This window comes from Streptomyces sp. C36, from assembly GCF_040932295.1.
GTDB lineage: Bacteria > Actinomycetota > Actinomycetes > Streptomycetales > Streptomycetaceae > Streptomyces > Streptomyces triculaminicus.
Genome location: NZ_JBFQGI010000011.1, coordinates 39,352 through 58,402 on the forward strand (window position 1 = coordinate 39,352; position 19,051 = coordinate 58,402).

Sequence of the window (19,051 nt, forward strand, 5' to 3'; positions counted from 1 at the left end):
CCCGGGGGAGGGACTGGGGAGATGCGCACTGGTGTGAAGATCGCCGTCGGGGGAGTCACCGTCGCGATCGTGGGGGCGGCCGGACTGGGGGCCTACAACCTGGTGGACGCCGTCGCGGGCGGCAACGACTCGGGCGGCACGCGCGCGGCGCCCGCGCCGACCGGTCCGCCCACGGCGGCCGAGACCGAGAGAACCGCGCGCGCGTTCCTCGCCGCGTGGGCGGCCGGCGACGCCGACAAGGCCGCCGGCCTGACCAATGACTCGCGGGCGGCCACGGCGGCGCTGACCGGCTACCACGACGCCGCCCACGTCCAGAAGGTGACGTTCAAGCAGGGACCGGCCACGGGCGCCACGGTGCCGTACGCCGTCACCGCCGAGGTCGTCCACGGCAAGCAGCGCTCGACCTGGACGTACGACGCCTCGCTGGCCGTCGTCCGCGGCGCCGGGGGCCGCCCGGTCGTCGGCTGGCGGCCCACGGTCCTGCACCCGGACCTCGCGCCGGGCCAGGCGCTGACGACCGGCGCCGTCGGGGCGCCGCCGGTCACCGTCGTCGACCGCGACGGAGCCGAACTGGACGTCAAGGCCTACCCCTCGCTGACCTACCTCCTGCCCGAACTGCGCAAGCGCTTCGGCGAGAAGGCGGGCGGCGAGCCGGCGGTCGAGGTACGGGCCGGCGCCCCCGGGGCCACGGCCGCCCGGACCCTGCACACCGTCTCCCAGGGCAAGGCCGCCCGGCTGAAAACCACCCTCAGCGCGAACGTCCAGCGGGCCGCAGAGTCGGCCGTCTCCCGCCGCTCCGACGCCTCCGTCGTCGCCGTGAAGCCGAGCACCGGCGAGATCCTGGCGATCGCCAACGCGCAGAAGACGGAGTTCAACCCGGCGCTCAACGGCCAGACGGCGCCCGGCTCCACGATGAAGGTCGTCACCGCCGCGCTGCTGCTCGAGCAGGGCAAGGCCGCGCCGGGCAAGGCGCTGCCGTGCCCGAAGAACGCCACCTACGGCATGACCTTCCACAACGTCGAGGACAGCGAGAACCCCAAGGCCACCTTCGCCCAGGACTTCGCCGCCTCCTGCAACACCGCCTTCATCTCGCTGGCCGGCCAGGTCGGCGACGACGCGCTCGCCGCCCAGGCCCGGGACGTCTTCGGCCTCGGGCTCGACTGGAAGGTCGGCGTGGGCGCCTTCGACGGCAAGGTGCCCGCCGACGCCGGCGCCGGCAAGGCCGCCGCGATGATCGGTCAGGGCCGGGTGCAGATGAGCCCGCTGAACATGGCCTCGGTCGCCGCGACCGTGCGCACCGGCTCGTTCCACCAGCCCTACCTCGTGGACCCCGCGCTGGACGACCGCCAGGTGGCCAAGGCCGCCCGGTCGCTGTCGCCGTCCGCCGCCCGGGACCTGCGCTCGATGATGCGGCTGACGGCCGTCTCCGGTACGGGCGCGCGGGCGATGTCCGGGCTGGGCGGGGACGTCGGCGCCAAGACCGGCTCCGCCGAGGTCGACGGCCAGAGCGCGCCCAACGGCTGGTTCACCGCCTACCGGGGCGACGTCGCGGCGGCCGCGGTCGTCCCGCAGGGCGGGCACGGCGGCGACTCGGCCGGGCCGATCGTCGCCGCGGTCCTGCGCGCGGACTAGCGTGACCCCGCTCGTCGTCGCCGCGGTGCTCGTCGCGGCCGTCACCCACGCCGGCTGGAACGCCATCGCGCACGGCATCAGGGACCAGCTGCTCGCCTTCACGCTGGTGGGCGGCGGCGGTGCGGTGTGCGGACTGGCGATGCTGGCGTTCGTGGCGCCGCCGGCGGACGCGGCCTGGCCGTACCTGCTCGGCTCGGCCGTGCTGCACATCGTCTACCAGGCCCTGCTCATGCGGTCGTTCACCCTGGGCGACTTCGGTCAGATGTACCCCATCGCGCGCGGCACCGCGCCGCTGGCCGTCACCGCCCTGGCCGCCGTCTTCGCCGGCGAGTTCGCCGGCGGGCAGCAGCTGGCCGGCGTCGCGGTGGCCTCGGCGGGCCTGGTCGGCCTCGCGCTGTGGGGCATCCACGGCTCGGGCGCCCGGCCCGACTGGGCGGCCGTCGGCGCGGCGGCGGCGACGGGGCTCGCCATCGCCGCGTACACCGTCGTCGACGGCCTGGGCGTACGGGCCTCCGGCTCGCCCCTGGGATACATCGCGTGGCTGATGATCCTCGAGGGGCTGGTGATCCCGGCCTGGGCCGTGGCCACGCGGCGCGGCCGCTTTCTCGCCGAGATCCGCCCGTTCGCGGTCCGGGGCCTGCTCGGCGGCCTGCTGTCGGTCTTCGCCTACGGCCTGGTGCTGTGGGCCCAGACGCGGGCGGCGCTGGCGCCGGTGGCGGCGCTGCGCGAGTCGTCGATCCTGGCGGGCGCGGCGATCGGCGCGCTGTTCATGAAGGAGCGCTTCGGCGGCCCCAGGATCGCGGCGGCGGGGCTGATGGTCGTCGGGATCGGCCTGATGCTGCACTCCGGCTGAACGCGCGGGCGCGCCGCGCCCCCTGACGCGCCGCCGGGCGGGTGACGTGCGACCACCGGGGCCGCCGACTCGGGTATTCCTGGCATTCCATTCCAAATGGAGGGATACCGAGCCCATGCGCATCCGTGAGGCGATCGGCATCGCCGCAGGCGCCGCCACCCTGACCGCCATCGCCGCCGTCACCGGGACCGCCCCGCAGGCCGCGGCCGCACCCGTCCGCCCGCCGGACCACCTCACCATCGACCACGTCGGCCACCTCGCCCCCGACGGAACCGTCACCCTCACCGGCACCTACCGCTGCGCCCCCCTCGCTCCGCCCGCCGGCACCGTCTACATCGGCAGCAACATCAAGCAGGGCAGCATCAACGACAGCGCCACCAACGGCATCGGCGGCTCCACCGCGACCTGCGACGGCAAGGACCACCGCTGGCGCCACGCCTCCCTCCCCTACCGCATGCGCTACCGGGCCGGCGCGGCCCGTGCCGACGGCATGCTGATGCAGTTCAGGAAGAACCGGCAGGGCATCCCGCTGCCGCACTTCCTCACCATCGCCCCGGAACGCGAGATCACGCTCGTCGCCGGGCCCTAAAGGGGTGTCCGCCGGGGTCCTGCGAGGATGGAGGGGTGACTGGAACGCTCGTACTCGCAGGAACCCCCATCGGCGACGTCGCCGACGCGCCCCCACGGCTGGCCGCCGAGCTCCTGGCCGCCGAGGTGATCGCCGCCGAGGACACCCGCCGGCTGCGCCGGCTCACCCAGGCCCTGGGGGTGCACACCACCGGCCGGGTGGTCTCCTACTTCGAGGGCAACGAGTCCGCCCGTACGCCCGAGCTGGTCGAGGCCCTCGTCGGCGGCGCCCGGGTGCTGCTGGTCACCGACGCCGGGATGCCGTCGGTGTCCGACCCCGGCTACCGGCTGGTCGCGGCCGCCGTCGAGCAGGGCGTGAAGGTCACGGCCGTGCCCGGCCCCTCGGCCGTGCTGACGGCGCTGGCGGTCTCGGGCCTTCCGGTGGACCGGTTCTGCTTCGAGGGCTTCCTGCCGCGCAAGGCGGGCGAGCGGCTGGGCCGGCTCCGCGAGGTGGCGGACGAGCGCCGCACGCTCGTCTACTTCGAGGCCCCGCACCGGCTGGACGACACCCTCGCCGCCATGGCCGAGGCCTTCGGCGAGGACCGCCGGGCGGCGGTGTGCCGGGAGCTGACCAAGACCTACGAGGAGGTCCGGCGCGGCCCGCTGAAGGAGCTGGCCGAGTGGGCCGCCGAGGGCGTGCGCGGCGAGATCACGATCGTCGTCGAGGGCGCCGCCGAGCGCGGCCCGGCCGAGCTGGACCCCGCCGAGCTGGTGCGCAGGGTGCGGGTGCGCGAGGAGGCGGGCGAGCGCCGCAAGGAGGCGATCGCGGCCGTCGCGGCCGAAACCGGCCTGCCCAAGCGCGAGGTGTTCGACGCGGTCGTAGCGGCAAAAAATGCCGCACAGCAGGATCGACCGTAAAGTAAAGGGCTAATCTGAAAAGCAAAGCTTAGGCATGGCAGCCGGCGCCTCAGGGCATGTGGTCGCCAAGTTTGCCCCAATTCGCGGGTCGGGCTGCTGCGCCATCGACGGGATGGGCGTTCCCTGGTTGTGGGACGTCCGATCCCGGAGAGACTTGTCCAGCGGACAAGAGGAGCTGCCATGAGCGAGACCGCAGGAGCCTCGAGCGGTGTTCAACCCGCCCCCGTGACGCGCACCCTCACCCAGCAGGGTGCGGGCGCGCTCGAGACGGTGCACGAGTCATATGCCTTCGCCTGCATGAGGTGCGGGTACGGCTGGGAACAGTCGTACGCGATAGAACACCACATCGACGCGGAGGGCCGGCCCTTCGTTCTCTACTACGCGGACGGCGAGCGCGTGCCGTCCCCGCTGACCCGCCCGACCTGCTCCAACTGCGGCGAGCACGTGGTGCGCATCATGAAATCCGGGCAGGTGTCCCAGATCGCCGATGCCCTGCACCTGCCCGGTCGTACGGTCGTCCCCCAGGCGACCGCCGGCCCGCTGCAGAACGGCGGATCGCACGAACCGCACGAGGACCGGCACCACTGGCACCTGTCGGACCTGCTCAAACCCTTCCACCGCAAGTGAGCCCGGCCGCGCGCGGTACTTAGAATCGCGCTCATGGCGGCAACAGCATCGAACAACGGCCCGGTCAGCGGCGAGCGGAAGAAGAACGACGACAAGGACGTCCCCCCGCCGCTCCCGGAGCCGTTGAACGTGCCCGTGGCCGACTCCCACACCCACCTCGACATGCAGGCGGGCACCGTGGAGGACGCGCTGGCGAAGGCGGCCTCCGTGGGTGTGACCACGGTGATCCAGGTCGGCTGCGACCTCGCCGGATCGCGCTGGGCGGCCGAGACGGCCGCCGCCCACGACGCCGTCTGGGCGACCGTGGCCCTCCACCCGAACGAGGCCCCCCGCATCGTCCTCGGCGACCCCGACGGCTGGTCGCGCCAGGGCGTCCGCACCCCGGGCGGCGACGCCGCGCTGGACGCCGCGCTCGAGGAGATCGACCGGCTCGCCGCACTCCCGCAGGTCCGGGGTGTCGGCGAGACCGGCCTCGACTACTTCCGCACCGGCCCCGAGGGCATGGCCGCCCAGGAGTACTCCTTCCGCCGGCACATCGACATCGCCAAGCGGCACGGCAAGGCCCTGGTCATTCACGACCGCGACGCCCACGACGACGTGCTGCGGGTGCTGGCCGAGGAGGGCGCGCCCGAGACCGTCGTCTTCCACTGCTACTCCGGCGACGCCGAGATGGCCAAGGTCTGCGCCGAGCGCGGCTACTACCTGTCCTTCGCCGGGAACGTCACCTTCAAGAACGCCGGGCACCTGCGCGACGCCCTCGCCGTGGCCCCCCTCGAGCGGGTGCTCGTGGAGACCGACGCACCTTTCCTCACCCCGATGCCGTATCGCGGACGGCCCAACGCGCCCTACCTCATTCCGGTCACTTTGCGGGCGATGGCCGAGACGAAGCGCGTCCACGAGGACGCCCTGGCCACGGCAGTCGCCGCGAATACCGCACGCGCCTTCGGGTACTGACCCCGGAATTCGCGACACCGTGTGACTATGCGACTTTGGAGGGTGAGGGCCGCTCCGCTACAGTCCCGGGCCTAGCCGGACCCATGGAGTGTCGTGAGTCATGCACAGGGCAGTCCCCACGCCTCGTCCCGCGCCGCGACGGAGACGCAGCCGTACGACCCGTACGCGCCGCACGACCCGTATGTGACGCCCGAGCCGCAGGGGGCCTTCGAGCCGCACGGGGCGGTGTACGAGCCGCACGAGGCGTTCGCGCCGCCGTACGAGGCGTACGAGCCCTTCGGGCAGCACCGGCTGCCCCGGCAGGCCGTCGCGCCCGGCCGGGCGGGCACCGAGAACCCCTACGGGCCCTCCTACGGCCCGCCGCCCGTCCTGCCCCACGAACCCCCGGCCCGCACCCTCTACGCCCCCGTCGACATCGCGCTGCCCGACCTCGACCCCGAGGTCGAGCCGCCCGTCACCGGCGGCCGGGCCGCCGCCCGCCGGGCGGCCGCGGGCGACCGCCGCAAGCGCACCGCCACCCGCGAACGCACCCGGGAGAAGCCGCGCGAGCGCGCCCCCGAGCCGCTGCGCAGGCTGCTGCCCCAGGCCCTGGTGGTGGCCTTCCTCGCCGGCGGCACCTCCGCCTTCGTCGCCAGCGACAAGGCCGTCCAGCTCAGCGTCGACGGCAAGCCCCGCACCCTGCACACCTTCGCCGGCGACGTCGGGGAACTGCTGGCCGACGAGGGCATGACCGTCGGCGAGCACGACATCGTCGCCCCCGGCAGGCACCACGACCTGGCCTCCGGCGACCGCGTCATCGTCCGCTACGGCCGCCCCGTCGCCCTCACCCTCGACGGCGAACGCCGCGAGGTGTGGACCACCGCCCGCACCGTCGACGGCGCCCTGCGCCAGCTCGGCGTGCGCGCCGAGGGCGCCTACCTCTCCGCCTCCCGCTCCGCCCCCATCGGTCGCCACGGCCTGGACCTGCACGTCCGCACCGAGCGCACCGTCACCTTCGTGGCCGACGGGCGCGAGCGCACCGTGCGCACCAACGCCGCCACCGTCCGCGAGGCCATCGAGGCGGCCGGCATCACCCTGCACGGCCAGGACACCACCTCCGTCGACCCCGACAGCTTCCCGCGCGAGGGCCAGACGATCTCCGTCATGCGCATCACCGGAGGCGAGGAGGCCCGCGAGGAGCCCATCGCCTACAGCACCGAGCGCCGCGAGGACCCCGCGCTCTACAAGGGCACCGAGGTCGTCGCCCAGCACGGCGAGATGGGCGTCGAGCGCGTCACCTACGCCCTGCGGACCGTCAACGGCGTCCGGCAGAAGCCCCGCAAGATCTCCTCGGAGGTCGTCAGGCAGCCCCGCACCCAGATCGTCAAGGTCGGCACCAAGGCCCGTCCCGTCTCCGTCCAGGGCGCCGACGGCCTGAACTGGTCCGGGCTCGCCCAGTGCGAGGCCGGCGGGCGCCCCGGCGCGGTCGACCCCTCGGGCACCTACGGCGGGCTGTACCAGTTCGACGTCCACACCTGGCACTCCCTCGGCGGCAGCGGCCGTCCGCAGGACGCCTCGGCCGCCGAGCAGACCTCGCGGGCCAAGAAGCTGTACGTCAGCCGGGGGGCGAGCCCGTGGCCCGTGTGCGGCCGTAAACTTCACGGGTGAGCTCCAGCCCCAGCACAGACGATTCCGGCGCCCTCCTCGGCCCGGCCGACATCCGCGAACTGGCCGCCGCCCTCGGGGTCCGCCCCACCAAGCAGCGCGGCCAGAACTTCGTGATCGACGCCAACACCGTCCGGCGCATCGTCCGTACCGCCGAGGTACGGCCCGACGACGTCGTGGTGGAGGTCGGCCCCGGGCTCGGGTCGCTGACCCTCGCCCTGCTGGAGGCCGCCGACCGGGTCGTCGCCGTCGAGATCGACGACGTGCTCGCCGCGGCCCTGCCCTCCACCATCGCCGCCCGCATGCCCGTCCGCGCCGACCGCTTCTCGCTGGTCCACAGCGACGCCATGCACGTCCAGGAGCTGCCCGGCCCGCCGCCCACCGCGCTCGTGGCCAACCTGCCCTACAACGTCGCCGTGCCCGTGCTGCTGCACATGCTGGAGCGGTTCCCCAGCATCGAGCGCACGCTGGTGATGGTCCAGTCCGAGGTCGCCGACCGCCTCGCCGCCCGGCCCGGCAACAAGGTCTACGGCGTCCCCTCGGTCAAGGCCAACTGGTACGCCGAGGTCAAGCGCGCCGGCGCGATCGGCCGCAACGTCTTCTGGCCCGCCCCGAACGTCGACTCCGGCCTGGTCTCCCTGATCCGCCGCGACAAGCCGATCGAGACCACCGCCACGCGCGAAGAGGTCTTCGCCGTCGTCGACGCCGCCTTCGCCCAGCGCCGCAAGACGCTGCGCGCGGCGCTCGCCGGCTGGGCCGGCTCCGCCGCGGCCGCCGAGGCGGCGCTGGTCGCGGCCGGGATCTCGCCCCAGGCCCGTGGCGAGTCGCTGACGGTGTACGAGTTCGCGGCGATCGCGGAGAACAAGCAGGGCTGATGCACATCCTCTCGGACAAGGGCCTCGCCCTGCGCGCCGACCACATCGGCGCGCAGATCAAGCTCGCCCCCGAGGACGGCTCCCCCAACGAGGCGTTCAGCCTGCACTTCCTCCGGCCGTTCGTCGGTGAGGCGGAGGAGGAGTAGGCCTCCGGCCTTCCGGGCACCCCCGTACGATCGGGGGTGCCCTTTCCGTTTCCCGTACGACCCGAGGAGCCCGCTCCGTGTCCGTGACCGTTCGCGTCCCCGCCAAGGTCAACGTCCAGCTCGCGGTCGGCCCGCTCCGCCCGGACGGCTTCCACGACCTGGCCAACGTCTTCCTGGCGGTCGGTCTGTACGACGTGGTCACGGTGACGCCGGCGGACGAGCTGCGGGTGACGTGCTCCGGCCCGGACGCGGACAAGGTCCCGCTGGACGACTCCAACCTCGCCGCGCGTGCCGCCCTGGCGCTGGCCCGGCGCCACGGCCGGGACGCGAACGTCCACATCCACATCGACAAGGACATCCCTGTCGCGGGCGGCATGGCGGGCGGCAGCGCGGACGGCGCGGGCGCCCTCGTGGCGTGCGACGCGCTGTGGGGAACGGGCGCCTCGCGCGAAGAGCTGCTGGAGATCTGTGCCGAGCTGGGCAGCGACGTGCCGTTCAGCCTGGTCGGCGGGGCCGCGCTCGGGCGCGGCCGGGGCGAACTGCTGACGCCGCTGGAGACCGGCGGGATTTTCCACTGGGTCTTCGCCGTCGCGGACGGCGGCCTGTCCACGCCCGCGGTGTACGCCGAGTGCGACCGCCTGCGCGCGGACACGGACGTCCCCGCCCCCGAGCCGTCGGCCGCGCTGACGGCCGCCCTCTCGGCCGGGGACGCGGCGGCCCTCGCGGCCACCATGAGCAACGACCTGCAGGCCGCCGCCGTCTCCCTGCGCCCGTCGCTGGCCGCGACGCTCGACGCCGGCACGCGGGCCGGGGCGCTGGCGGCGATGGTCTCCGGCTCCGGCCCGACGACGGCGTTCCTGGTCGCCGGCGAGGCGGAGGCCGAGAAGGTGGCCGACGCGCTGCGGGACTCCGGGACCTGCCGGGCGGTACGCGTGACATCGGGCCCGGCGCCGGGCGCGACGGTCCTGCGGGGCTGAGACCCCCGGGGGCCCCGGACGGGGACGTACTCAGGCACCGCATGAGTAGCCCCGCCCTGTGGGTTCCCGACGCCGTGCGCGAGGGTACGCGCATGGCCTCGAACATCCGTGCGCGAGACGTCGTCGCCGCGACCCCGGCAAGCCGCGACCGCTACATCGACCTGCTCCGCGTCGCTTCCCTCACCGTCGTCGTCCTCGGCCACTGGCTGATGGCCACCGTGACCGCCGGGGACGGCCGGGCCCGGGCCGGCAACCTGCTCGCCGTCGAGCCGAGGCTGCAGCTGATGACCTGGGCGCTCCAGGTCATGCCGGTGTTCTTCTTCGTCGGCGGCTTCTCGCACGCCCTGTCCTACCGCTCCCTCACCCGCCGGGCCGGCGGCCCCGCCTACGCCGCCTTCCTGCGGGCCCGGCTGCAGCGCCTGCTGCGGCCCACCATGGTCTTCATCGCCGTCTGGAGCGCCGGCGCCCTCGCCGCACAACTCCTCGGCGCTGGCGGCGCCCTGACGGACGTGGCCGCCCGGCTCGTCGCCCAGCCCCTGTGGTTCATCGGCGTCTACCTCGCGATGGTCGCCTTCACCCCGCCGCTGCTGCGCCTCCACGAGCGCTACGGCTGGGGCACGTTCGCCGCGCTGGCCGCGGCGGCGGTGGCCGTGGACGCGCTGCGCTTCGCGGCCGGGGTGCCGTTCGTGGAGTTCGCGAACTTCGCGTTCGTCTGGCTGGCCGTGCACCAGCTGGGCTTCCTGCGCGCCGACGGCCGTCTGCGCCCGCCGCGGGTGCCCGCCGCGCTGGCCGTCGCCGGCCTGACCGGCGCCGGGGCGCTGGTGGCCCTCGGCCCGTACCCGCTGTCGATGGTCGGCATGCCGGGGGAGAAGGTCAGCAACATGGCGCCGCCGACGGTCGCCCTGCTCTGCCACGGCCTGTGGCTCGTGGGCGCCGTCGAGCTGCTGCGCGGCCCCGGCGCCCGGCTCGTCGCCCGCCCCCGCGTGTGGCGCGGTGTGGTCGCGGCGAACGGCATCGCCATGACGGCGTTCCTGTGGCACCTGACCGCCATGCTGGGCGTGTACGGGGCCCTGCTCGCCCTCGACGTCCCGCTGCCCGCCCCCGCGAGCCCCGCGTGGTGGGCGCAGGTCCCGGTCCGTGTCGTCGCCGCCGCGGCCGTCACGGCCGCGCTCGTCGCCGTCTTCCGCGCGGCGGAGAGGCCCGTCGGCGGCGGGAGCGCCGCCGGCGCCCGGCGCCTGTCCGGGCCGGCCGCGGCGCTCGGCGTCACGCTCGCCCTCTTCGGCGTCCTCGGCCTGTCCCTGGTCGGCTTCGGCGGGCTCCTTCAGGGCCGCACGGCCGTCCTGGTGGCCGTGCGCGTCACCGCCCCGGCCACCGTCGTCATGACCGCGGCCGGCTGGTTGCTGGTGGAGGCGGCGGGCCGGGCCGCGGGCCGCGGACAGCACCGGCCCCGGGCCGGGCGCCCGGCCTGAGCGTGGGATCCTGGGAGGAGTCCCACGAATCAAGGAGCGGCAGCGCCATGGCAGCCAACCTGGTCAACCTGGAAGCCGTCGACAAGGTGTACGGAACCCGTGCCCTTCTCGACGGCATCTCCCTCGGTGTCAACGAGGGCGACCGGATCGGTGTGGTCGGCCGCAACGGCGACGGCAAGACCACTCTGATCCGCATCCTCGCCAAGCTCGAGGACGCCGACAAGGGGCGCGTCACCCACGCCGGCCACGTGCGCCTCGGCGTGCTCACCCAGCACGACTCCCTCGACCCCGCCGCCACCGTGCGGCACGAGGTCCTCGGGGACATGGCCGACCATGAGTGGGCGGGCAGCGCCAAGATCCGCGACGTGCTGACCGGGCTGTTCGGCGGGCTGGACCTGCCGTCCTTCCCGCAGGGCCTGGACACCGTCATCGCCCCGCTCTCCGGTGGCGAGCGCCGCCGCATCGCGCTGGCCAAGCTCCTGATCGCCGAGCAGGACCTCATCGTCCTCGACGAGCCCACCAACCACCTGGACGTCGAGGGCATCTCCTGGCTCGCCCGCCACCTCCAGCAGCGCCGCTCGGCGCTGGTGTGCGTCACCCACGACCGCTGGTTCCTCGACCAGGTCTGCACCCGCATGTGGGACGTGCAGCGCGGCACGGTCCACGAGTACGAGGGCGGCTACAGCGACTACGTCTTCGCCCGGGCCGAGCGGGAGCGGATCGCCGCCACCGAGGAGGCCAAGCGGCAGAACCTGATGCGCAAGGAGCTCGCCTGGCTGCGCCGCGGCGCCCCGGCCCGTACCAGCAAGCCGCGCTTCCGCATCGAGGCCGCCAACGAGCTCATCGCCGACGTGCCGCCGCCGCGCGACAGCGCCGAGCTGATGAAGTTCGCCAGCTCGCGCCTGGGCCGGACGGTCTTCGACCTGGAGAACGTCACCGTCCAGGCCGGCCCCAAGGCGCTCATCGAGCACCTGACCTGGCAGCTGGGCCCCGGCGACCGGATCGGCCTGGTCGGCGTGAACGGCGCGGGCAAGACCTCGCTGCTGCGCACCCTCGCCGAGGCGGCCGCCACCGAGGGCGAGAAGCAGCCCGCGGGCGGCAAGGTCGTCGTCGGCAAGACCGTGAAGCTGGCCTACCTCTCGCAGGAGGTCGTCGAACTGGACCCCACCAAGCGGGTCCTGGAGGCCGTGCAGCAGGTGCGCGACCGCGTGGACCTCGGCAAGGGCCGGGAGATGACGGCGGGGCAGCTGTGCGAGAAGTTCGGCTTCACCAAGGAGAAGCAGTGGACGCCGGTCGGCGACCTGTCCGGTGGTGAGCGGCGGCGGCTGCAGATCCTGCGGCTGCTGATGGACGAGCCCAACGTCCTGTTCCTGGACGAGCCGACGAACGACCTGGACATCGAGACGCTGACGCAGCTGGAGGACCTCCTCGACGGCTGGCCCGGCTCGATGGTCGTCATCAGCCACGACCGGTACTTCGTCGAGCGCACCACGGACCGGGTGTTCGCGCTGCTCGGCGACCGCGCGCTGCGGATGCTGCCGCGCGGCCTGGACGAGTACCTGGAACGGCGCCAGCGTGTGCTGGAGGCCGCGGCGGCGGCCGTTCCCGCCGTCGCTCCGGCGGCCGCGAAGGCCAAGCCGGCCGCCGACGCCCGCGCGGCCAAGAAGGAGCTGCAGAAGATCGAGCGGCGGCTGGACCGGATCAGCGAGCAGGAGGCGAAGCTGCACGCCCGGATCGCCGAACAGGCCACGGACTTCGAGGCGGTCGCCAAGCTGGACGCCGAGCTGCGTGAACTGGCGGGCGAGCGTGACGAGCTCGAGCTGCGCTGGCTCGAACTCGCCGACGACGCCTGACGGGTGCTCGCGCGCGCACGGAGTCGTCCAGCGCAACAGTCTCGTCACGGGCCGGTCTCAGGTGGTGGATAGGTCTGAGATCGGCCCTTGGGCTGTCAGCGACGGGTGGTACAAAGAACATTCGCTCGCCTGCCGCACACTGGCGGGATTCATGTCCTGGACCCGCGCGTAAAGAGGAAGCTGATGTCACAGCCGCCCCAGCCCCCACAGCCACCGCAGGGCCCTCCGGTCCCGCCGGGCGGAGGCTTCGGCGCGCCGCAGGCACCGCCTCCCGGCTTCGGCGCCCCGCCGCAGGTTCCCCCCGCCCCGCCCGGCGCGCCCGCGCAGCCGGGCTACGGCTATCCCCAGACCCCGCCGCCCGCGCAGCCGGGCTACGGCTACCCCCAGACCCCGCCGCCGGGCGCGGCCTCGCAGGGCCCGCCCCTGCCCCCGCCCCCGCCGGGCGCTCCGCCGGCCCCGCCGGGCGCACCCCAGACCCCGCCGCCCCCTCCGGGCGGTTACGGCTATCCCGCGCAGCCCGGACCCGGCGTCCCGGGCCGCCCCGACATGCCCACCCAGGCCTTCGGCGCGGCCCCGCCGCCCGCGCAGCAGCAGTTCGGGATGTACCCGCCCACCGCCCAGTTCCCGTCCGGCGCCCCGGGCGGCGCGCCGGACGGCAAGGCCCGGCAGCGCATGATGATCATCATCGCCGCCGTGGTCGCGCTGGTGCTGGTTGCCGGCGCCGGCTTCTTCTTCCTCACCAAGGGCGGTGACAAGGACGACGAGGCCAAGGGCGGCGGCTCCAACAGCCAGGGCAGCGGCAAGCAGGGCGCCGACGGCGGCAAGCCCGCGCCCAAGACCGTCGACGGCAAGCTGCTGTTCAGCGTCGAGTCGCCCAAGGTCGACGACCTGATCACGGTCAAGGGCATGTGGGTCAGCGACAAGGCCTTCGCCAAGGCCGACGTCTACAAGATCAACGGCTATGGCCTGTCCGGCGGCCAGAAGTGGGAGTACCCGCTCGACGGCGAGCTGTGCTGGGGCTCCAAGCAGACCTCGCCCGACGGCAAGATCGCGCTGGTGGTCAAGGACGGCAAGCCGAACGCCGAGCACAAGTACGGCGGTCCCTGCACCCAGGTCGTCGTGCTCGACATCAACACCGGCAAGAAGGTCTGGCAGCAGACCGTCAAGGACGGCGACCGCGACGTCATCTTCGACGAGGTCACCATCGGCGGCGGCACGGTCGCCGCGGGCGGCATCCGCGGCGGCGCCGCCTGGACGCTGGCCGAGGGCAAGGAGCTGTGGAAGCCCAAGGGCGGCGAGAGCTGCCGTGACGACGGCTACGGCGGCGGCTCCAAGCTCGTCGCGGTCCGCCGCTGCGGGGACTACGGCAAGCCCCAGATGCTGGTGCAGACCGTCAACCCGCAGTCGGGCGCGATCCAGTCGGAGTACAAGGTCCCGGCCGGCCTGTCGTACGTGCACGTGGCGTCCACCGACCCGCTGATCATCGCGGTCGACGCGGGCGACTCCACCGGCAGCGCGGCCTCCGACTTCCTGGTGATCGACGACAGCGCCAAGGAAGGCAAGCTGCGCAGCAAGATCTCCACGCAGAACGGCAAGTTCACGCCGAAGTGCCCCTCGACGGACGTCGAGGGCTGCCAGAAGCTGGCCGTCACCAAGGACACGCTCTACCTGCCCACCGAGGACCACCAGAGCGGTAACTCCCAGCAGCCCGGCCGCATCAACGAGATCGTCGGCTTCGACCTGGCCACCGGCCAGTCCAAGGGCAAGACCGACGGCGTCCCCGGCTCCACGATGGTGCCGCTCGGCCTGGACAAGGACGGCTACCCGATCGCCTACCAGGAGCCGACGTACCGCAAGGGCGGCAGCGTGGTCCGGATCGATCCCAAGACGTTCAAGACCGATGTGCTGCTGCGCAATCCGGACTCCTCGGCCGAGACCGAGGGGCGGCTCTCGCCCTCCATCCACCAGGGCCTGTGGGCCCAGGGCCGGCTCTACCTGGGCGGCAGCTACGCCAACAAGCCCAGCTCGTACAGCCTGGGCAAGGACTACCTGACGATGGTCTTCGGCGGGAGCTGATACTGATCGTTTGAGGAACGCCTCGAGCCGTATCCCTGTCCATCGCGCGTACATGCCTGAACGATCCGTTTCAGTCGCGAAGTACACGTGATTGGCAGGGATTTCGGCATTCCGGGGGACTTCTCACCGGTAAGGGGCGCGGAACGTCGAACAAGCGTGTAGCTTCCGGGGGCAAGAGGGTGCCGGAAGACCGTGGGCGGGCGGGCAGAGGGCGGCAGCGGGCGACAGGGGGGAAACGCATGGGCGTGCGGCTCATGGTGGTCGACGACCATCGTCTGCTGGCCGAGGCCCTCGCCTCGGCACTGAAGTTGCGCGGCCACCGCGTGCTGGCCGCGGCCGCGCCCAGCGCCGGAGCGGCCGACCTGGTCATCAGCCGGGCCCCCGAGGTCTGCCTGCTGGGCACCGCGGCCCCGGCCGAGCCGGGCGCCTTCGACCCGGTCGTACGCATCAAGCGCGAGCGGCCGCAGGTCGCGGTCGTCGTGCTGGGGCCGGTGCCGAGCCCGCTGGGCATCGCGGCCGCCTTCGCCGCCGGCGCCTCCGGCTACGTACGGCACAACGAACGCATCGAGGGCGTCGAGCGCGCCATGATGAAGGCCCGGGCGGGCGAGGCCGCGGTCGACCCCCAGCTGCTGCAGGGCTCCTTCGCCGAGCTGCTCAACCCCGCCGCCCAGCCCGACGACGAGGGCGCCCGGCTGCTGCAGCTGCTGACCCCGCGTGAGGTCGAGGTGCTGGTGCGGGTCGCCGAGGGCGAGGACACCCGCCTGATCGCCGCGGGCATGGGGATAGCGCCCAGCACGGCCCGTACGCACGTCCAGCGCGTCCTGATGAAGCTCGGGGTGGGCTCCCGCCTGGAGGCGGCGGCCCTGGCCGCCCGCACGGGCCTGCTGGACCGGGCCACAAGCGGCGGCGGGGGCCGGATCCCGACGCAGGCGCCGCCGCGCGGCGTTCCGGGGACGCCGTAGCCCCGCACGCACCGTTGACCGGGTTGTCCGGTCGTGATTCTTTGTGTTCGCTTCTGAGTGGTGGTGTATGAGGAGGCGGCGTGAAGAAGACGGCGACCCGGCTCGCGGACGGTCGTGAGCTGCTCTACTACGACTCCCGCGACGACGCCGTGCGCGACGCCGCCGACCCGCGGCCGGCACGGCCGTCCCGCTCGACGACCGAGGTCCGCCGCGACCCGCTGCTCGGCGACGACGTCGTCATCGCCTCCCACCGCCAGGCGCGGACGTACCACCCGCCGCCCGACCGGTGCCCGCTGTGCCCCTCCCGGCCCGGGCGGCCCACCGAGATCCCCGCCGCCGACTACGAGGTCGCCGTCTTCGAGAATCGTTTCCCCTCCCTGGCCGGCGACGCCGGCCGCTGCGAGGTCGTCTGCTTCACCGACGACCACCACACCCGCTTCGCGGACCTCGACGAGGACCGGGCCGCGCTCGTCCTCGCCGCCCTGACCGACCGGACCGCCGAACTGGGCGCGCGGGCCGGCGTCGAGCAGGTCTTCTGCTTCGAGAACCGCGGCCCGGAGATCGGCGTGACCCTCGGCCACCCGCACGGCCAGATCTACGCCTACCCCTTCGTCACCCCGCGCACCGAGCGCGTCCTCGCCTCGGTCGCCGCCCACCACGCCCGCACCGGCGGGCGGAACCTCTTCGACGACACCGTGGCCGGCGAACTCGCCGACGGCCGCCGCGTCGTCCTCGCCGGCGCGCACTGGACGGCCTTCGTGCCCTACGCCGCCCGCTGGCCCTACGAGGTCCACCTCCACCCGCGCCGCCGGGTGCCCGACCTGCTCGCCCTCGACGACCCGGCGCGCGCCGAGCTCCCCCGGATCCACCTGGAGCTGCTGCGCCGCTTCGACCGGATCTTCGGCCCCGGAGAGCCCCCCACGCCGTACATCGCCGCCTGGCACCAGGCGCCGTTCCACCACCCCCACAGGAGTGAATTCGCCCTTCACCTCGAGCTTTTCACCATTCGCCGCGCTCCCGGAAAGCTGAAGTTCCTCGCGGGTTCGGAATCCGGCATGAACGTGTTCATCAACGATGTGCCGCCCGAGGCCGCGGCGCTGCGACTGCGAGAGGTAGCGAGCGAATGAACGGCATGAACTGCCTGGTCACGGGTGGTGCGGGCTATATCGGCGGCGTCGTCGCGGCGCGTCTGCTGGAGGCCGGTCACACCGTGACGGTGCTCGACGACCTCTCCACCGGTCACCGGGCCGCCGTTCCCGAGGGCGCGCGCTTCATCGAGGGGCGCGTCCAGGACGCCGCACGCCACCTGGACGGCTCCTACGACGCTGTCCTGCACTTCGCCGCGTTCTCGCAGGTGGGGGAGTCCGTGGCGCGGCCCGAGGAGTACTGGCGCAACAACGTCGGCGGCACGCTCGAGCTGCTCGCCGCCATGCGGGAGGCGGGCGTGCGGACGCTCGTCTTCTCCTCCACGGCCGCCACCTACGGCGAGCCGGACGCTGTCCCCCTCACCGAGGACGCCCCCGCCCGCCCCACCAACCCCTACGGCGCCACCAAGCTCGCCGTCGACCACATGATCGGCGACCAGTGCGCGGCCCACGGCCTGGCCGCCGTCTCGCTGCGCTACTTCAACGTCGCGGGCGCCTACGGCCGGCACGGCGAGCGGCACGACCCCGAGTCGCACCTGATCCCGATCGTCCTGCAGGTCGCCCTCGGCGAGCGGGACGCGGTCTCCGTCTACGGCGACGACTACCCCACCCCCGACGGCACCTGCGTACGCGACTACATCCATGTCGCCGACCTCGCCGAGGCCCACCTGCTCGCCCTCGGCGCCGCCCGCCCCGGCGACCACCTGATCTGTAACCTCGGCAACGGCGACGGCTTCTCCGTCCGCGAGGTCATCCGGACCGCCCGCGCGGTCACCGGCCACCCCATCCCCGAGACCCCCGCCCCGCGCCGGGCCGGCGACCCGGCCGTGCTGGTCGCCTCCGCCGAACGGGCCCACGAACTCCTGGGCTGGCGGCCCGAGCGCCGGGACCTGTCCGGGATCGTCGCGGACGCCTGGGAGTTCGCCCGGCGGACCCGGGGAGGCCGGTGAGCGCCCGGCGGGCCGCCGAGGCCTTCAAAGCGGTCCATGGCGCCCCGTGCGAGGGCGTGTGGGCGGCGCCCGGCCGGGTCAACCTCATCGGCGAGTACACCGACGTCAGCGACGGCTTCGTGCTGCCCTTCGCGCTGCCGCACCTGACCTGGGTGGCCGCCCGCCGGCGCCGGGACGGGCTGCTGCGGCTGCACTCGGCGGCGGTCGGCGGCGGAGTCGTCGAGCTGCGCGCGGACCGGCTCGCGCCCGGCACGGTGGGCGGCTGGGCCGCCTACCCGGCCGGCGTCCTGTGGGCGCTGCGCGCGGCGGGGCACCCGGCCGGAGGCGCGGACCTGCACGTGGAGAGCGACGTGCCGGCCGGGGCCGGGCTGTCGTCCTCGGCGGCGCTGGAGGTCGCCACGGCCCTCGCGCTGGACGGGCTGTACGGGCCCCGCATGGACCCGCCCGGGCTCGCCCGGCTGGCGCGGCGCGCGGAGAACGCCTTCGTGGGCGTCCCCTGCGGCGCCATGGACCAGACGGCCGCCGCGTGCTGCGTCGCGGGCCACGCGCTGCACCTCGACACCCGCCACCTGACATGGCGGCAGATCCCCTTCGACCCGGCGGCCCACGGCCTGCGGCTGCTGGTCGTCGACACACGGGTCGCCCACGCCCTCGGCGACGGCGAGTACGCGCGGCGGCGCGCGGGCTGCGCGGCGGCCGCGCGGGCGCTCGGCGTGCGCGCCCTGCGCGATGTGCCGTACGCGCATCTGCCCGCCGCCCTCGACGCGCTGCGCGACGATCCGGGCCTGCTGCCGCTCGTGCGGCACGTGGTCGGCGAGAACCACCGCGTCGGCGCCGTGGCGGCGCTGCTGGAGGCGGGCGACCCGAGGGCGGCCGGGCCGTTGCTGACCGCGGGTCACGCGTCGCTGCGCGACGACTTCGGCGTCTCGTGCCCGGAGCTGGACCTGGTGGTCGCGGCGGCGTGCGGGGCGGGCGCGCTGGGGGCCCGGATGACCGGGGCGGGGTTCGGGGGCTCGGCGCTTGTGCTGGCCGAGGAGGCGGACGACGGGGCGGTCCGGCGAGCCGTCGCCGACGCCTTCGAGGCCGCCGGTTACCGCCCGCCGCGGATCTTCGCGGTGGTGCCGGGGGAGGGCGCCCGACGGGTGGGCTGATGTTCGGCATGCCGTCGTTCCGAGTCGTTCACCGCCCCAATACTGAACATAAAGCTCACGATAAACACCGGGGTCAAGCAGTTTTGCCAATCGCCTTCCGTCGCCGGACCCCGGCCGTACCCTGATGCACAGCGTCGGTGGGGGCCGACGCTGATCAGGGGGCGAGACAGGCAGGTACGACGCCCGGGGCGGGGTGGTTGTCAGGGCACGGCGGCGGCCGTGCGCGCGTTGGCGGCGGCTCCGGATCGGGCG

At 74.0% G+C, this 19,051-nt stretch carries 17 protein-coding genes; all 17 read left to right on the forward strand.

Annotated features, from left to right (window positions below):
- Positions 1–21: 21 nt before the first annotated feature.
- The 17 genes from AB4K12_RS28450 to galK all read left to right on the forward strand — a co-directional run bounded on the left by AB4K12_RS28450 (position 22) and on the right by galK (position 18,799).
- Positions 22–1,632 (forward strand): penicillin-binding transpeptidase domain-containing protein, encoded by a 1,611-nt coding sequence (locus AB4K12_RS28450; RefSeq protein ID WP_368437385.1) that lies wholly within the window; start codon positions 22–24, stop codon positions 1,630–1,632.
- A gap of 1 nt (position 1,633) precedes the next feature.
- Positions 1,634–2,485, forward strand: a complete 852-nt coding sequence (locus AB4K12_RS28455; protein WP_368437387.1) for an EamA family transporter — start codon at positions 1,634–1,636, stop codon at positions 2,483–2,485.
- Positions 2,486–2,600: 115 nt separating this feature from the next.
- Positions 2,601–3,074, forward strand: coding sequence for a DUF6299 family protein (locus tag AB4K12_RS28460; protein WP_368437389.1), 474 nt, complete (start codon positions 2,601–2,603; stop codon positions 3,072–3,074).
- A gap of 35 nt (positions 3,075–3,109) precedes the next feature.
- Entirely contained in the window at positions 3,110–3,970 is an 861-nt protein-coding gene (gene rsmI / locus AB4K12_RS28465; protein ID WP_086569516.1) for a 16S rRNA (cytidine(1402)-2'-O)-methyltransferase, read from the forward strand.
- A gap of 180 nt (positions 3,971–4,150) precedes the next feature.
- Positions 4,151–4,597 (forward strand): hypothetical protein, encoded by a 447-nt coding sequence (locus tag AB4K12_RS28470; RefSeq protein ID WP_362259536.1) that lies wholly within the window; start codon positions 4,151–4,153, stop codon positions 4,595–4,597.
- Between the two features lie 33 nt (positions 4,598–4,630).
- The gene (locus tag AB4K12_RS28475) at positions 4,631–5,551 is read left to right on the forward strand and encodes a TatD family hydrolase (protein WP_368437392.1); all 921 of its coding nucleotides are present in this window, start codon (positions 4,631–4,633) and stop codon (positions 5,549–5,551) included.
- A gap of 93 nt (positions 5,552–5,644) precedes the next feature.
- A complete protein-coding gene (locus AB4K12_RS28480; RefSeq protein WP_368437393.1) occupies positions 5,645–7,198 on the forward strand; it encodes a ubiquitin-like domain-containing protein in 1,554 nt (517 codons plus the stop codon).
- The gene (rsmA, locus tag AB4K12_RS28485) at positions 7,195–8,070 is read left to right on the forward strand and encodes a 16S rRNA (adenine(1518)-N(6)/adenine(1519)-N(6))-dimethyltransferase RsmA (protein WP_368437394.1); all 876 of its coding nucleotides are present in this window, start codon (positions 7,195–7,197) and stop codon (positions 8,068–8,070) included. The genes AB4K12_RS28480 and rsmA overlap by 4 nt, the downstream gene beginning before the upstream one ends.
- Positions 8,070–8,216, forward strand: a complete 147-nt coding sequence (locus AB4K12_RS28490; RefSeq protein WP_368437395.1) for a hypothetical protein — start codon at positions 8,070–8,072, stop codon at positions 8,214–8,216. Before rsmA ends, AB4K12_RS28490 begins: the two co-directional genes overlap by 1 nt.
- A gap of 77 nt (positions 8,217–8,293) precedes the next feature.
- On the forward strand, positions 8,294–9,193 hold the full coding sequence (locus AB4K12_RS28495) for a 4-(cytidine 5'-diphospho)-2-C-methyl-D-erythritol kinase (protein ID WP_368437396.1): 900 nt from the start codon (positions 8,294–8,296) through the stop codon (positions 9,191–9,193).
- 92 nt (positions 9,194–9,285) lie between these two features.
- Positions 9,286–10,662, forward strand: a complete 1,377-nt coding sequence (locus tag AB4K12_RS28500) for an acyltransferase (protein WP_368437545.1) — start codon at positions 9,286–9,288, stop codon at positions 10,660–10,662.
- A 47-nt stretch (positions 10,663–10,709) separates the two neighbouring features.
- On the forward strand, positions 10,710–12,515 hold the full coding sequence (locus AB4K12_RS28505) for an ABC-F family ATP-binding cassette domain-containing protein (protein ID WP_368437397.1): 1,806 nt from the start codon (positions 10,710–10,712) through the stop codon (positions 12,513–12,515).
- 183 nt (positions 12,516–12,698) lie between these two features.
- Positions 12,699–14,591: a hypothetical protein gene (locus AB4K12_RS28510; RefSeq protein ID WP_368437398.1), complete on the forward strand. Its 1,893-nt coding sequence runs from the start codon at positions 12,699–12,701 to the stop codon at positions 14,589–14,591.
- A 239-nt stretch (positions 14,592–14,830) separates the two neighbouring features.
- The gene (locus AB4K12_RS28515; protein WP_368437399.1) at positions 14,831–15,553 is read left to right on the forward strand and encodes a response regulator transcription factor; all 723 of its coding nucleotides are present in this window, start codon (positions 14,831–14,833) and stop codon (positions 15,551–15,553) included.
- Between the two features lie 80 nt (positions 15,554–15,633).
- The gene (gene galT / locus AB4K12_RS28520; protein WP_368437400.1) at positions 15,634–16,680 is read left to right on the forward strand and encodes a galactose-1-phosphate uridylyltransferase; all 1,047 of its coding nucleotides are present in this window, start codon (positions 15,634–15,636) and stop codon (positions 16,678–16,680) included.
- On the forward strand, positions 16,677–17,648 hold the full coding sequence (galE, locus tag AB4K12_RS28525) for a UDP-glucose 4-epimerase GalE (RefSeq protein WP_368437401.1): 972 nt from the start codon (positions 16,677–16,679) through the stop codon (positions 17,646–17,648). The genes galT and galE overlap by 4 nt, the downstream gene beginning before the upstream one ends.
- The gene (galK, locus tag AB4K12_RS28530; RefSeq protein ID WP_368437402.1) at positions 17,645–18,799 is read left to right on the forward strand and encodes a galactokinase; all 1,155 of its coding nucleotides are present in this window, start codon (positions 17,645–17,647) and stop codon (positions 18,797–18,799) included. Before galE ends, galK begins: the two co-directional genes overlap by 4 nt.
- Positions 18,800–19,051 lie beyond the last annotated feature (252 nt).

Excerpts from the sequence above, each read along its gene's own strand:
- AB4K12_RS28450 (WP_368437385.1), top strand. The coding sequence starts at position 22 with ATGCGCACTGGTGTGAAGATCGCCGTCGGGGGAGTCACCGTCGCGATC.
- AB4K12_RS28460 (WP_368437389.1), top strand. The coding sequence starts at position 2,601 with ATGCGCATCCGTGAGGCGATCGGCATCGCCGCAGGCGCCGCCACCCTG.
- AB4K12_RS28470 (WP_362259536.1), top strand. The coding sequence starts at position 4,151 with ATGAGCGAGACCGCAGGAGCCTCGAGCGGTGTTCAACCCGCCCCCGTG.
- AB4K12_RS28475 (WP_368437392.1), top strand. The coding sequence starts at position 4,631 with ATGGCGGCAACAGCATCGAACAACGGCCCGGTCAGCGGCGAGCGGAAG.
- AB4K12_RS28490 (WP_368437395.1), top strand. The coding sequence starts at position 8,070 with ATGCACATCCTCTCGGACAAGGGCCTCGCCCTGCGCGCCGACCACATC.
- AB4K12_RS28500 (WP_368437545.1), top strand. The coding sequence starts at position 9,286 with ATGGCCTCGAACATCCGTGCGCGAGACGTCGTCGCCGCGACCCCGGCA.
- AB4K12_RS28505 (WP_368437397.1), top strand. The coding sequence starts at position 10,710 with ATGGCAGCCAACCTGGTCAACCTGGAAGCCGTCGACAAGGTGTACGGA.
- AB4K12_RS28510 (WP_368437398.1), top strand. The coding sequence starts at position 12,699 with ATGTCACAGCCGCCCCAGCCCCCACAGCCACCGCAGGGCCCTCCGGTC.
- AB4K12_RS28515 (WP_368437399.1), top strand. The coding sequence starts at position 14,831 with ATGGGCGTGCGGCTCATGGTGGTCGACGACCATCGTCTGCTGGCCGAG.
- galE (WP_368437401.1), top strand. The coding sequence starts at position 16,677 with ATGAACGGCATGAACTGCCTGGTCACGGGTGGTGCGGGCTATATCGGC.